The organism is Pseudomonas sp. (genome assembly GCF_028293835.1).
In the GTDB taxonomy this organism is placed as follows: domain Bacteria; phylum Pseudomonadota; class Gammaproteobacteria; order Pseudomonadales; family Pseudomonadaceae; genus Aquipseudomonas.
Genome location: NZ_JAQGNX010000001.1, coordinates 21,176 through 34,363, shown reverse-complemented (window position 1 = coordinate 34,363; position 13,188 = coordinate 21,176). Strand labels below are relative to the sequence as shown.

Genomic DNA, 13,188 nt, shown 5'->3' with positions numbered 1-13,188 from the left:
GCGAAGCCCAACATGACCATGCAACAGCGAATCGAGGCGGCGCTGGCCGCTTTGCAGCCGCAGCACCTGCAAGTGCTTGATGAAAGCCACATGCACAGCCGTGGCCTGCAAACCCATTTCAAGGCGGTGCTGGTCAGTGATCAGTTTGCCGGCTTGAATGCGGTCAAGCGTCACCAGAAGGTTTACGCCGCGCTGGGTGATCTGATGGGCGAGTTCCATGCCTTGGCGCTGCACACCTACACGCCCGAAGAATGGGCTAAAACCGCTGCCGCTCCCGAGTCACCGACGTGTGCTGGTGGCCACTGAGGTTGAGCTCCTACAGTTTTCATTGTTGGATTTTGTTAGAATCGTGATCGCGCCGCTTAGTCGGCGCTTTTTTTTGTATCGGGTCGGCTCTTTGCGAGAGCACCCACCTGGAGAAACAACATGACTCAAAAGATTGTCGTGGCGGCATTGTATAAATTCGTCACGCTGACCGATTACGTTGACCTGCGCGAGCCCCTGCAGCAAGCGATGGTCGACAACGGCATCAAAGGCACGCTGCTCATCGCTGAAGAAGGCATCAACGGCACCGTTTCCGGCAGCCGTGAAGGTATCGACGGTTTGATGGCCTGGCTGAAAAACGACCCGCGCATGGACGATATCGATCACAAGGAATCGTACTGTGACGATCAGCCGTTCTACCGGACCAAGGTTAAGCTCAAGAAAGAAATCGTCACCCTTGGGGTTGAAGGCGTCGACCCGAACAAACAGGTCGGCACCTATGTCGATCCGGAAAACTGGAATGCGCTGATCAGCGACCCTGAAGTCCTACTGATCGATACCCGCAACGACTACGAAGTGTCGATAGGTACGTTCCAAGGCGCTATCGATCCAAAGACCACCAGCTTTCGCGAATTCCCTGACTACATCAAAGCCCACTTCGACCCGGCCAGGCACAAGAAAGTCGCCATGTTCTGCACCGGCGGCATTCGCTGTGAAAAAGCCTCCAGCTACATGCTCAGCCAAGGCTTTGACGAGGTTTACCACCTCAAGGGCGGCATCCTCAAGTACCTGGAAACAGTCCCGCAGGATGAAAGCCAGTGGCGCGGCGACTGTTTTGTATTCGATAACCGAGTGACCGTTCGCCACGACCTGACCGAGGGCAACTACGATCAATGCCACGCGTGCCGCACGCCCGTCAGCGTCGAAGACCGGGCCAGCGAACACTACACACCCGGCATTAGCTGCCCCCATTGCTGGGATAAATTGAGCGACAAAACCCGGCGCAGCGCCATTGACCGGCAGAAGCAAATCGAACTGGCGAAAGCGCGCAACGAACCGCACCCTATCGGTCGCAACTATCGACTGCCTACCGAGGCCTGAGCCATGCAAGCCCGCCTGCTCTATGTGATGGACCCTATGTGTTCCTGGTGCTGGGGCTTTGCGCCGGTGGCCGAAGCCTTGGTGCAACAGGCGCAGGCGGCGGGCGTGGAGCTGCATCTGGTAGCGGGCGGTTTACGCACGGGCAGCGGCGCGGCGCTTGAACCCACCACGCGCCGCTACATCCTTGAACACTGGCAAGCGGTGGCGAAGCTCACCGGTCAGCCGTTTCTGTTTGACAGCGCATTGCCAGATGGATTTGTCTACGACACAGAGCCTGCATGTCGCGCCATGGTCGCAGCACGCAGCCTTGATCCGCAGATGGCCTGGGGACTGGTCAAATTGATTCAAACGGCGTTCTACACCGAAGGCCGCGACGTGACCCAGGCCTCGGTGCTGGTTGAACTGGCGGAACAGGCGGGCCTGCCACGCATCGTGTTCGCCGAGGCCTTCGACAGCGCTGAACAACTGACGGCCACAGCGGCGGACTTTACCTGGGTGCAAGACTTGGGGATTGCCGGCTTCCCGACCCTACTCGCTGAGCGTAAGGGTCAACTGGCGCTGCTGACTAACGGCTATCAATCCCTCGATGAACTGGCTCCGTTGCTCAGTCGTTGGCTGGAGCGTGCAGCCAGTGTCTGAACAACCGCATCACGCTGATTCGGCACCGCGCATTGACCGACTGAGCTGGGCCGAAATTCGCCGCCTGGCACTGCATCACCGCAAATCGCTGTGGATCGCCAACGGCGTGGCCGTGCTAGCCACCTTGTGCAGTGTGCCGATTCCGTTGCTGTTGCCATTGCTGGTGGACGAAGTCCTGCTCGGACACGGCGATTCCGCCCTCAAGTTCATGAATCACTTTCTCCCTGACGGCTTGCAAAAAGCCGTGGGTTACATCGGCCTGATGCTCTTGGCGACCTTCACCCTGCGTCTCGGTGCGCTGGTGTTCAACGTCTTGCAGGCGCGATTGTTCGCCCGGTTAGCCAAAGACATCGTGTATCGGATTCGCCTGCGCCTGATCGAGCGACTCAAGCGTATATCCCTGGCTGAATACGAGAGCCTGGGCAGTGGCACCGTCACCACGCACCTGGTCACCGACCTCGACACGCTGGACAGGTTTGTCGGCGAAACCCTGAGTCGATTTCTGGTCGCCATGCTGACCCTGGTGGGCACCGCAGGCATTCTGCTGTGGATGCATTGGCAACTTGCGGTGCTGATCTTGCTGTTTAATCCGCTGGTGATCTACGCCACGGTACAGCTGGGCAAACGCGTCAAGCACTTGAAGAAGCAGGAAAACGATAGCACTTCACGCTTCACCCAAGCGCTGGCAGAAACCCTGGATGCGATTCAAGAAGTTCGCGCCGGTAATCGTCAGGGATTCTTTCTTGGCAGGCTCGGTGTGCGGGCCAGGGAAGTGCGCGATTACGCCGTGGCTTCGCAATGGAAAAGCGATGCGTCCAACCGAGCCAGCGGCCTGTTGTTTCAATTTGGCATCGATATATTTCGCGCGGCGGCCATGCTTACCGTGCTGTTCTCCGACCTGTCCATCGGCCAAATGCTCGCGGTGTTCAGTTACTTATGGTTCATGATCGGCCCGGTGGAACAACTGCTCAATCTGCAGTATGCGTACTACGCCGCGGGCGGCGCGCTAACCCGGATCAACGAATTGCTGGCGCGCGCCGATGAGCCGCACTACCCCGGTGGCGGTGACCCGTTTACCGGGCATGAGACGGTTGGCATCGAGGTGCGTAACCTGACCTTCCGCTATGGCGAAGAACCGGTGCTTGATCAGTTGAACCTGACGATCGAACCGGGAGAGAAGGTTGCCATCGTCGGTGCCAGCGGCGGCGGCAAAAGCACCTTGGTGCAATTGCTGCTCGGGCTGTATACGGCGCAGTCCGGCAGCATCCGTTTTGGTGGCATGACCCAGCAGGACATTGGTCTGGAATCCGTGCGCGAACATGTCGCCGTGGTGCTGCAACACCCCGCGTTATTCAACGACAGCGTACGCGCCAACTTGACCATGGGCCGTGAGCGCAGTGACGAAAGCTGCTGGCGGGCGCTGGAAATCGCTCAGCTGGACGTGACGATTCACAGTTTGCCCAAGGGTCTGGACACCATCGTCGGCCGTTCCGGGGTGCGCTTGTCTGGCGGCCAGCGGCAACGATTGGCCATCGCCCGTATGGTGTTGGCTGAACCTAAGGTCGTTATCCTCGATGAAGCGACATCGGCTCTGGACGCCGCCACCGAATACAACCTGCATCAAGCGCTGGCGCGTTTTCTCAGCGGCCGCACCACATTGATCATTGCTCATCGTCTCTCGGCGGTGAAACAGGCGGACCGGGTACTGGTGTTTGATGGCGGGCGTATCGCCGAAGATGGCGACCATCAACAGTTGATCGCAGACGGCGGTCTTTACGCCAAACTCTATGGGCATCTACAACAAATCTAGCGGCGACGTCGTTACAGATTTTTATTTCCATGCGCTATAGCGCGAACTTTTCCCTGTTCTTCGTATTCATATGGAGTACCGCTGATGACGGGCGCGTATTGCCCTGCCGCATCGTTTTAATTTTTAAGAAAAAAGACCTGTTGTCGCGCGGTTTAGCCTAGTCTGAGAGCACTGTCACTTTGCTACATGGTGAGTATTAAAGGACGGATTATGAAAGGGAACCCATGAAGCGAACGCGCAGTCTTGAGCCCCGGTTGTTGGGTATCGTTTGGCCATTTATCGCCGTTGTGCTGTTTCAGGCGCTTTTGGGGTGTTTGAGCCTGTACACGCTGTCAGCTGTGCGTGGTTATGTCGCCGGTGAAAGTCTGTGGTCGAAAGGGCAGAAAGACGCCATTTACTACCTGAACTTATATGCCAATAGCCGGGATGAGCAGAACTACCTGAAGTACCAGGAAGCAATTGCTATTCCTCAAGGGGGTCACGATCTGCGCGTGGCCCTTGATCGTCCGATTCCAGACTTGTCGGCTGCCCGTGCCGGACTTTTGCAAGGCGGTAACCACCCGGATGATGCACCGAGCATTATTTGGCTGTATCTGAATTTCCGTCATTTCAGCTACCTGGAAAAAGCCATCGACTTATGGCGGATTGGCGACGGGTATTTGCTGCAACTTGATGCTATTGCGCGGCAGATGCACAGCGCCGTTACCCAAGGTACGGTCAGCGATGGCGACGTATTGGGCTGGAAGACGCGGATTAATGCGATCAACGAGGGTGTTACTCCGGCGGCCAAAGCGTTCAGTGACGCATTGGGAGAAGGCTCACGGTTTATCTTGCGGCTGCTGTTGATAGTCAACATGACCACCGCCTTGGGATTGATTTTGTTGGCGCTGCTGCGCACCCATAAACTGCTGACGCAGCGCCGGGCGTTTGCCAGTGCGTTGCAGCAGGAAAAAGAACGCGCCCAGGTAACCCTTGAGTCCATTGGCGACGGGGTGATCACCACCGATGTCGACGGTTCGATTGCCTACATGAACCCCGCCGCCGAGCAGCTGACCCACTGGAAAAGCGATCAGGCTCAAGGGTTGCCCCTGGCCGCGCTGTTCAACCTGTTGGACGAGAACGACCAGAAAGACAGCTTCACCCTCATCGAGCACATTCTCGGTGGAAAGTTGAGTGGCGGCAGTGAGCATTCCCGGCTGATCCAACGGCTCGATGGCAGCACGGTCTCGGTGGCGCTGGTGGGTTCGCCCATCCAGACCAATGGCAAAACCAGCGGCACCGTGCTGGTCTTGCATGATATGACTCAGGAACGGCAGTACATCGCCAACCTGTCCTGGCAGGCAACCCATGACGCCTTGACCGGGTTGGCCAACCGGCGTGAATTCGAATTACGTCTGGAGCAGGCGCTGGGCATGCTGACGCGCCATTCGGATCGGCATTCACTGATGTTCCTGGACCTCGATCAATTCAAACTGGTTAACGATACCAGCGGCCATGCGGCGGGTGACGAGCTGCTGCGACATATTTGCACGTTGCTCCAGCAGGGCCTGCGTGAAGGCGACACACTGGCGCGACTGGGCGGCGACGAATTTGGCATCCTGCTGAAAAACTGTCCGCCGCAAGCCGCCGAACGCATTGCAGAGTCCCTGCGTGCAACGGTGCAAAGCCTGCATTTCGTCTGGAAGGGTCGGCCATTCGTGACCACGGTCAGTATTGGCCTGGTGCATATTTCCCAAAGCCCGACCACCCTCGAAACCTCGCTGCGCGCGGCAGACATGGCGTGCTACATGGCCAAGGAAAAAGGCCGTAACCGGGTGCAGGTGTATCACGCCGACGATTCGGAGCTCTCCATGCGTTTCGGTGAAATGGCCTGGGTTCAGCGTTTGCACATCGCACTGGAAGAAAACCGTTTCTGCCTATACGCCCAGGAAATTGCCGACATCGGGCAAGTGAATGCCCACCACGGAGGCCATATCGAAATCCTCCTGCGCTTGCGTGATGAAACCGGGCGGATGATTTTGCCCGACAGTTTCATTCCTGCTGCCGAGCGTTATGGGCTGATGACCACCCTTGATCGTTGGGTGGTGCAGAACGTGTTCAAAATCATCGCTCAATGCCTGCGCGAAAATAAACACACGGGGCCGATGGCGATGTGTGCGATCAACCTGTCAGGCACCAGTATCGGCGATGACGCGTTTTTGGAGTATCTGAAGGAGCAGTTTGACACCTACCAGATACCTCCTGATCTGATTTGCTTTGAAATTACCGAAACCAGTGCCATCTCTAACCTTGGCAGCGCAATCCGTTTTATTAACGAGTTAAAAGGGTTAGGGTGCCTGTTCTCGCTGGATGACTTCTGTGCCGGGATGTCGTCGTTCGCTTACCTCAAACATTTGCCTGTAGACTTTCTCAAGATAGACGGTAGCTTCGTCAAGGACATGCTTGATGACCCGATTAATCGGGCCATGGTCGAAGTAATCAATCACATCGGCCACGTCATGGGGAAAAAAACCATAGCCGAATTTGTAGAAACGCCCCAGATCGAGCAGGCGTTGTTAGAGATCGGCGTTGATTTTGCGCAGGGCTACATTATTGAGCGCCCGCAGCCGTTTACGTGTGAAAGCTTGCATGCCCGGCCTGTTCGGCCCGCACCGCTGCTCTTTCGGGCGCCTGGGACTTTTCGCTAAACTGTTTTTAACGCTGGCGGTGAAGTGCTGTTGGCGTAAGACCTGTCACTTACAAAAAAAAGGAGAATGCTAGTGATCGATACCTTTAGCCGAACCGGGCCGCTTATGGAAGCCGCCAGTTACCCGGGCTGGGCGCAGCAACTGATTCAAAACTGCAGTGAAGCCAAGCGTCGGGTGGTCGAGCATGAGCTTTATCAGCGAATGCGTGACGGGCGTTTGAGCGCTAAAACCATGCGCCAGTATTTAATTGGCGGCTGGCCGGTGGTAGAGCAGTTTGCGATCTATATGTCGCAAAACCTGACCAAGACCCGTTTCGCCCGTCATCCCGGCGAAGACATGGCGCGTCGCTGGTTGATGCGAAATATTCGGGTTGAACTCAATCATGCTGATTATTGGGTGAATTGGAGCCTCGCCCACGGCGTCAGTCTGCAAGACTTGCAGGCTCAGCATGTGCCGTCGGAGTTACATGCGCTTAGCCATTGGTGCTGGCACACCAGCGCGTCAGATTCATTGATCGTCGCTGTGGCGGCCACTAATTACGCCATTGAAGGCGCGACCGGTGAGTGGTCTGCCGTTGTGTGCTCAAGCGACGTGTATGCGGCGGGTTTCCCCGACGACCAACGCAAGCGCGCAATGAAATGGTTGAAAATGCACGCGCAGTACGATGACTCTCACCCGTGGGAAGCGCTGGAAATTATCTGCACGTTGGCTGGCAATAACCCAAGCGTTCAGCTGCAGACAGAGCTTCGCCAGGCCATCACCAAAAGCTATGATTACATGTACCTGTTCCTGGAACGCTGCATGCAGCAGGAAAAAGCGCCACATGCTCGCGAGCGGGCAGTAGAAAAGGCATAGACGCAGGTACGCGCTTCAAGCTGTGAGCTGTAGGTTCGAAGTATTGAGCTGGTTGAGCGCATCGAGCTAATCGAGCTTAACCCGCCATTGCCGCCGCGTCGCCCGGGGTATTGGACCGCACGGTTAAAAACCCTTCTGCGCCGAACCTGAACACCCTATCGATATTACGCAGTCAACCCCTGATCGAATTCGTTACGGCCTTGTGCACGTCATTGCCGACGGCATGTCCGTGCACGTCGTTTACCCGCCAGGGAAACGGTCTATGAGTCATTGAGCGTCGAATGCCTGGCCGTTGACGCCGGAGCTGTCCGGACCCATCAAATACAGGTACACGGGCATGATGGCTTCAGGCGCGGGGTTGTTTTGTGGGTTTTCGCCCGGGTACGCCTGGGCGCGCATGCTGGTGCGGGTAGCGCCGGGGTTGATGCTGTTGGCGCGAACGGCTGCGACGTCTTCCAACTCATCGGCCAGGGTTTGCATAAAGCCTTCCGTGGCGAATTTCGACACCCCGTACGCACCCCAATAAGCCCGGCCTTTGCGTCCGACACTGCTGGAGGTGAAGACTACCGAGGCGTCGCTGGACAGCTTGAGCAGTGGCAGCAGGGTGCTGGTGAGCATGAACATGGCGTTGACGTTGATGTGCATGACGCGCATGAAGTTCTCGCCGGACAGCTGTTCTATCGGCGTTCGTGGGCCAATGATCGAGGCGTTGTGTAGCAAGCCGTCGAGGTGGCCGAATTCAGTTTCGATCATCGCTGCCAATTCATCGTATTGATGGGGCAGGGCGGTCTCAAGGTTGAACGGAATGACGCCTGGCTGAGGATGGCCCGCGGCTTCGATTTCATCGTAGACCTGAGTCAGGTTGGCTTCGGTCTTGCCCAGCAACAGCACCGTGGCACCATGCGCCGCGTAGGTCTTGGCCGCCGCAGCACCAATCCCACGGCCAGCGCCCGTCACCAGAATAACCCGGCCCTTGAGCAGTTCAGCGGGTGCAGAATAATCAAACATAAAAACTCCAGCAGAAATAAATAGCGCAGCACACACCGTCATTGTAGGAGCGCGCTTGCCCGCGATGGATCGCGAAGCGGTCCCAAATGCCCAAATCAGGTCTTACACAGCCTGCACAGGAAGAACGAGCTGTCTGAATTACCACTGCCTCGCCGCCGATCGCGGGCAAGCGCGCTCTTACAAAAGCCAGTACTCAGCAATTCAGCAGCTACACAGCGCGTTATCGAGTACGCGGCGCAGGTCCGACGGGTGATCGACCACGACGTCGGCGCCCCAATGATCCGGGTTGTCGTGTGGGTGGATATAGCCATAACGCACCGCGGCGGTTTTGGTCCCGGCGTCGCGGCCCGACTCGATGTCACGTAAGTCATCGCCGACAAACAACACGCTGGCCGGGGGCAGATCAAGCATCTTGCAGGCGAGAATCAGCGGTTCCGGGTGCGGCTTGCTGTGGGTCACATGGTCCGGGCAGATCAGGATGGCCGAGCGCTTCGCCAATCCCAGTTGCTCCATGATCGGCTGAGCAAAGCGCACCGGTTTATTGGTGACCACGCCCCAGATCAGCTTGGCTTTCTCGATGTCGGCCAATAACTGCGCCATGCCATCGAACAGCTTGCTGTGGACGGCGCAATCCACTTGATAGCGTTCAAGAAATTCCAGGCGCAGCGCTTCAAACTCCGGCGCAGTGGGCGACAGCGCGAACGTCGCCGCCACCATTGCCTTGGCACCACCGGAGATTTCATCACGTATCAATTTGTCTGCCACCGCAGGAAAGCCACGGTCGGCAAGCATGCTCTGGCAGATGGCGATGAAATCCGGCGCGGTATCGAGCAGCGTACCGTCCATGTCGAACAAAACCGCTCGCAAACGCATGGGTTCACGCCTCTCGAAGTGTTTGAATCATGTAGTTGACATCGACGTCGGACGCTAACTTGTAGTGCTTGGTCAGCGGGTTGTAGGTCAGGCCGATGATGTCCTTGACCTGCAAACCGGCTTCTCGGCTCCAGGCACCCAATTCGGAAGGGCGAATGAATTTCTTGAAATCGTGCGTACCGCGCGGCAGCAAGCCCATGATGTATTCAGCGCCGATAATCGCGAACAGGTACGCCTTGGGGTTGCGGTTGATGGTAGAGAAAAACACTTGGCCGCCCGGCTTGACCATGCGAAAACAGGCACGAATCACTGACGAAGGATCGGGCACGTGCTCCAGCATTTCCAGGCACGTCACCACATCGAACTGCTCGGGCATTTCGTCGGCCAGGTCTTCGGCGGTGATCTGTCGATAATCGACGGTCACGCCGGATTCCAACTGATGCAACCGCGCAACCGCTAACGGTGCTTCACCCATGTCGATGCCCATGACCGTAGCGCCGCGCAGGGCCATGGCTTCGCTGAGAATACCGCCGCCACACCCCACATCCAGTACGGACTTGCCCGCGAGACTGACGCGTTCGTCGATCCAGTTGACCCGCAGCGGGTTGATGTCGTGCAGCGGCTTGAATTCGCTGTTGCGGTCCCACCAGCGATGGGCCAAAGCCTCGAATTTAGCGATTTCAGCGTGGTCGACGTTGCTCATGGGTAATCCTCTAAAACTTGATTCTTGCGACCTGCTCGGGGGGTTAGACCCAAACGGTCATTATTCGGTCTGGCTTTTTTGGCCCGATATCCGCTGGCCCCACGCCTTGGCGGTTGCGCACAGCGCTTGTTCGTCCATGCGCGTCAGGCGCTTGTCGTCGAGTAAATGCTTACCCGCCACCCAAACATGGGTGACACAGTCGCGGCCGGTGGCATATATAAGCTGTGACACCGGGTCATAAACCGGCTGTTGGGCCAGTCCGGACAGGTCAAATGCGACCATATCGGCGGCCTTGCCAATTTCCAGCGAGCCGGTTTCGGCCTGAATGCCCATGGCGCGTGCTCCGTTCAGCGTGGCCATGCGCAGCGCGCGGTGGGCGTCCAGTGCAGTCGCCGAGCCTGCAACAGCTTTTGCCAGCAGCGCTGCGGTGCGGGTTTCGCCTAGCAGGTCCAAATCATTGTTGCTGGCGGCGCCGTCGGTGCCCACCGCGACGTTGACCCCGGCCTGCCACAAACGCTCCACTGGGCAAAAACCGCTGGCCAGCTTCAGGTTCGATTCCGGGCAATGGATCACGCTGGAGTTGCTTTCTACCAGTAACGCCAGGTCTTCGTCGCTGATCTGAGTCATGTGCACCGCTTGAAAGCGCGGGCCCAACAGTCCGAGGCGGTTCAGTCGGGCCAATGGCCGTTCCTGGCGTGTCTCTATGGACTGTTGCACTTCGAAGGCGGTCTCATGCACGTGCATGTGGATCATCGCGTCGAGCTCATCGGCGAGGATGCGGATTTTTTCCAGGTTGTCGTCGCCAATGGTGTACGGCGCATGGGGGCCGAAGGCAATTTTGATTCGCGGATGGTGCTTGAGGTCGTTGAACAGCTCGACGCCTTTATGCAGCGCTTCGTCAGTGGTGCGTGCTCCGGGAATCGGAAAATCCAGCACCGGCACGGTGATTTGTGCGCGGATGCCGCTGTTATGCACACGTTCGCTGGCAACTTGCGGATAGAAGTACATGTCAGAGAAACAGGTGATGCCGCCTTTCAGTTGCTCGGCGATGGCCAGGTCGGTGCCATCACGGACAAACTCTTCATCGACCCATTTGGCTTCGGCGGGCCAGATGTGGTTCTCCAGCCAGGTCATCAATGGCAAATCATCGGCCAACCCACGAAACAACGTCATCGCCGCATGCCCATGGGCATTGATCAAACCAGGGCTGAGTAACATGCCCGGCAGCTCGCGGACTTCCAGTGCTGGCTGTTTCAAGGCTTCGGCTCTGGGGCCGAGGTAGACAATAAGGCCATCGCGAATGCCCAGGCCATGCTCTTTAAGGACTACCCCGGCAGGTTCGACCGGCACCAGCCAAGTGGGCAAGAGCAGCAGGTCGAGCGGGGCGGCGGCGTTGGGCATGGCGGGGCTTCCAGGGCTTATCTTATGTAAAGGGACAGGGACGGCGAAGTATACCCGAGCGTCTTGGTGGGCGGCTCGCTATAATCGGCGGCTTTTGATTTCCAGCTTTTTGAATTTCTCAGTGGTGGGGTGACAGATGCGCGATCGACTATTGGCTGCGGAGAAGGTGAAAGCCATCGATTGGCGGGACGACGCTCTGTATTTGCTCGATCAGCGTGTGCTGCCATTCGAGGAAACCTGGCATGCCTACACCACCGCTGCGGGTGTGGCAGAGGCGATTCGTTCGATGGTCGTGCGTGGCGCGCCAGCCATTGGCATCGCTGCGGCCTACGGCATTGCCCTGGCGGCGCGCGAGCGATTTGCCAAAGGTGGCGACTGGGCCGGGGCGCTGGTACAGGACTTCGAAGTGCTGGCCAATTCGCGACCCACTGCGGTCAATCTGTTCTGGGCGCTAAACCGCATGCGCGATCGCTTGGCACGGATTAAGAACAATGAATCGCCGTTGGCGGTGTTGGAAGCAGAGGCGGTGGCGATTCACCTCAGCGACCGCGAAGCTAACCTGACCATGGCCCAGCTCGGTGCTGACCTGATCCGCAAGCATCAAGGCAACCTGCAAACCGTATTGACTCATTGCAACACCGGTGCGCTGGCAACCGGTGGATTTGGTACGGCTCTGGGCGTGATCCGGGCAGCGCATCTGGAGGGCATGATCGAGCGCGTATATGCCGACGAAACCCGGCCTTGGCTCCAGGGATCACGGCTGACTGCCTGGGAACTGGCCAACGAAGGTATCCCTGTCACGGTCAATGCTGACTCGGCAGCTGCACATTTGATGAAGACCAAAGGCATTACCTGGGTCATCGTCGGCGCCGACCGCATTACCGCCAACGGTGACGTGGCGAACAAAATCGGTACTTACCAGCTGGCCGTCGCGGCCATGCACCACGGCGTACGTTTTATGGTCGTCGCGCCTAGTTCGACCATCGACATGGCCCTGGCCAGCGGTGACGACATTCCTATTGAAGAGCGCGAAAGTCGTGAGTTGCTGGAATTGGGTGGCAAGCGGGTTGGGGCGGATGTTGATGCGTTTAATCCGGTGTTTGATGTTACGCCGGCGGATTTGATTGATGCGATTGTGACTGAGAAGGGCATTGTTGAGCGGCCCGACACCGCGAAGATGGCGTTGTTGATGTGTCGTAAGCGGTTGCATTGACGGAAACCTGCGGGCGTCCCGTATCTGTAGAAGCCAACTTGTTGGCGAGGCAGTGTATTGGCTACGTATTGGCGCTGGATTTGGTGTGTATATCCATTATGTGTGGTTGCTGGTCTTATGGTTTCGCTCTTACAGCGAGTCACTTTTTTCAACCGCCAAAAAAGTAACCAAAAACGCTTGCCTCACCATCGGGTCTCGCTAAGGCTCGACTTCCCTCGTTCCGGCGCCGCTCCGGGGGTCGCCGTGAGCGGCCATCCCTGGCCGCGCACGGCTAACTCGGCATCCTTGCCTCGTTACCCCCTGCGCAACGCCTGCACTCGGCCTAGATGGTTTTACGGGGCCTGATTGATGAAGGCCCTGCGGGCCTGCTGGTTTACAAGCGAAGATCAACAGCAGTTATGCGTTTGGGCTGCTGCCTGCCCGCTTCTGGCCGAAGGCCGTGGAGTGGCGGATTCGGTTTCTGACTGCTAGTTCTGTATTTACCGCTTGGGGACCGCTTCGCGCTCCATCGCGAATGAATTCGCTCCTGCAGAGATTTCGAGGCCACGTGATCTCCAAATCCAACGCCAACCAACATTTCCATACCAAAGCAACCCCATGCTGGCCTTTTCACAGTCTCCAGCATCACTTACAC

General features: G+C 57.6%; 11 protein-coding genes. 7 read left to right on the top strand and 4 right to left on the bottom strand.

Annotated elements, in window-relative coordinates:
• Positions 1-12: 12 nt before the first annotated feature.
• The 6 genes from JWR17_RS00145 (at position 13) to JWR17_RS00120 (ending at position 7,356) form a co-directional block, all read left to right on the top strand.
• Positions 13-306 (top strand): BolA family transcriptional regulator, encoded by a 294-nt coding sequence (locus JWR17_RS00145; RefSeq protein ID WP_299827122.1) that lies wholly within the window; start codon positions 13-15, stop codon positions 304-306.
• A 120-nt stretch (positions 307-426) separates the two neighbouring features.
• Positions 427-1,365, top strand: coding sequence for a rhodanese-related sulfurtransferase (locus JWR17_RS00140; protein WP_299827120.1), 939 nt, complete (start codon positions 427-429; stop codon positions 1,363-1,365).
• 36 nt (positions 1,366-1,401) lie between these two features.
• The gene (locus tag JWR17_RS00135) at positions 1,402-2,004 is read left to right on the top strand and encodes a DsbA family protein (protein WP_299827181.1); all 603 of its coding nucleotides are present in this window, start codon (positions 1,402-1,404) and stop codon (positions 2,002-2,004) included.
• Between the two features lie 31 nt (positions 2,005-2,035).
• Positions 2,036-3,814: an ABC transporter ATP-binding protein gene (locus JWR17_RS00130; RefSeq protein WP_299827179.1), complete on the top strand. Its 1,779-nt coding sequence runs from the start codon at positions 2,036-2,038 to the stop codon at positions 3,812-3,814.
• A gap of 224 nt (positions 3,815-4,038) precedes the next feature.
• On the top strand, positions 4,039-6,501 hold the full coding sequence (locus JWR17_RS00125; protein ID WP_299827118.1) for an EAL domain-containing protein: 2,463 nt from the start codon (positions 4,039-4,041) through the stop codon (positions 6,499-6,501).
• A 72-nt stretch (positions 6,502-6,573) separates the two neighbouring features.
• Positions 6,574-7,356: a TenA family transcriptional regulator gene (locus JWR17_RS00120; protein WP_299827117.1), complete on the top strand. Its 783-nt coding sequence runs from the start codon at positions 6,574-6,576 to the stop codon at positions 7,354-7,356.
• 267 nt (positions 7,357-7,623) lie between these two features.
• Here JWR17_RS00120 and JWR17_RS00115 read toward each other — a convergent pair whose 3' ends face one another.
• The 4 genes from JWR17_RS00115 to JWR17_RS00100 all read right to left on the bottom strand — a co-directional run bounded on the left by JWR17_RS00115 (position 7,624) and on the right by JWR17_RS00100 (position 11,341).
• A complete protein-coding gene (locus JWR17_RS00115; protein ID WP_299827115.1) occupies positions 7,624-8,364 on the bottom strand; it encodes a YciK family oxidoreductase in 741 nt (246 codons plus the stop codon).
• Between the two features lie 201 nt (positions 8,365-8,565).
• Positions 8,566-9,237: an N-acetylmuramic acid 6-phosphate phosphatase MupP gene (gene mupP, locus JWR17_RS00110; protein ID WP_299827113.1), complete on the bottom strand. Its 672-nt coding sequence runs from the start codon at positions 9,235-9,237 to the stop codon at positions 8,566-8,568.
• 4 nt (positions 9,238-9,241) lie between these two features.
• Positions 9,242-9,940 (bottom strand): bifunctional 2-polyprenyl-6-hydroxyphenol methylase/3-demethylubiquinol 3-O-methyltransferase UbiG, encoded by a 699-nt coding sequence (gene ubiG / locus JWR17_RS00105; protein WP_299827111.1) that lies wholly within the window; start codon positions 9,938-9,940, stop codon positions 9,242-9,244.
• Between the two features lie 60 nt (positions 9,941-10,000).
• A complete protein-coding gene (locus JWR17_RS00100; protein ID WP_299827109.1) occupies positions 10,001-11,341 on the bottom strand; it encodes a TRZ/ATZ family hydrolase in 1,341 nt (446 codons plus the stop codon).
• A gap of 136 nt (positions 11,342-11,477) precedes the next feature.
• On the opposite strand from JWR17_RS00100, the gene mtnA reads away from it, so the two are divergent.
• A complete protein-coding gene (gene mtnA / locus JWR17_RS00095) occupies positions 11,478-12,554 on the top strand; it encodes an S-methyl-5-thioribose-1-phosphate isomerase (RefSeq protein ID WP_299827106.1) in 1,077 nt (358 codons plus the stop codon).
• Positions 12,555-13,188: the final 634 nt, after the last annotated feature.

Bases quoted from the DNA above. Each gene is read 5' to 3' on its own strand.
- mupP (WP_299827113.1), bottom strand. From the start codon at position 9,237: ATGCGTTTGCGAGCGGTTTTGTTCGACATGGACGGTACGCTGCTCGAT.
- JWR17_RS00115 (WP_299827115.1), bottom strand. From the start codon at position 8,364: ATGTTTGATTATTCTGCACCCGCTGAACTGCTCAAGGGCCGGGTTATT.
- JWR17_RS00140 (WP_299827120.1), top strand. From the start codon at position 427: ATGACTCAAAAGATTGTCGTGGCGGCATTGTATAAATTCGTCACGCTG.
- mtnA (WP_299827106.1), top strand. From the start codon at position 11,478: ATGCGCGATCGACTATTGGCTGCGGAGAAGGTGAAAGCCATCGATTGG.
- JWR17_RS00125 (WP_299827118.1), top strand. From the start codon at position 4,039: ATGAAGCGAACGCGCAGTCTTGAGCCCCGGTTGTTGGGTATCGTTTGG.
- JWR17_RS00100 (WP_299827109.1), bottom strand. From the start codon at position 11,341: ATGCCCAACGCCGCCGCCCCGCTCGACCTGCTGCTCTTGCCCACTTGG.
- ubiG (WP_299827111.1), bottom strand. From the start codon at position 9,940: ATGAGCAACGTCGACCACGCTGAAATCGCTAAATTCGAGGCTTTGGCC.
- JWR17_RS00145 (WP_299827122.1), top strand. From the start codon at position 13: ATGACCATGCAACAGCGAATCGAGGCGGCGCTGGCCGCTTTGCAGCCG.
- JWR17_RS00135 (WP_299827181.1), top strand. From the start codon at position 1,402: ATGTGTTCCTGGTGCTGGGGCTTTGCGCCGGTGGCCGAAGCCTTGGTG.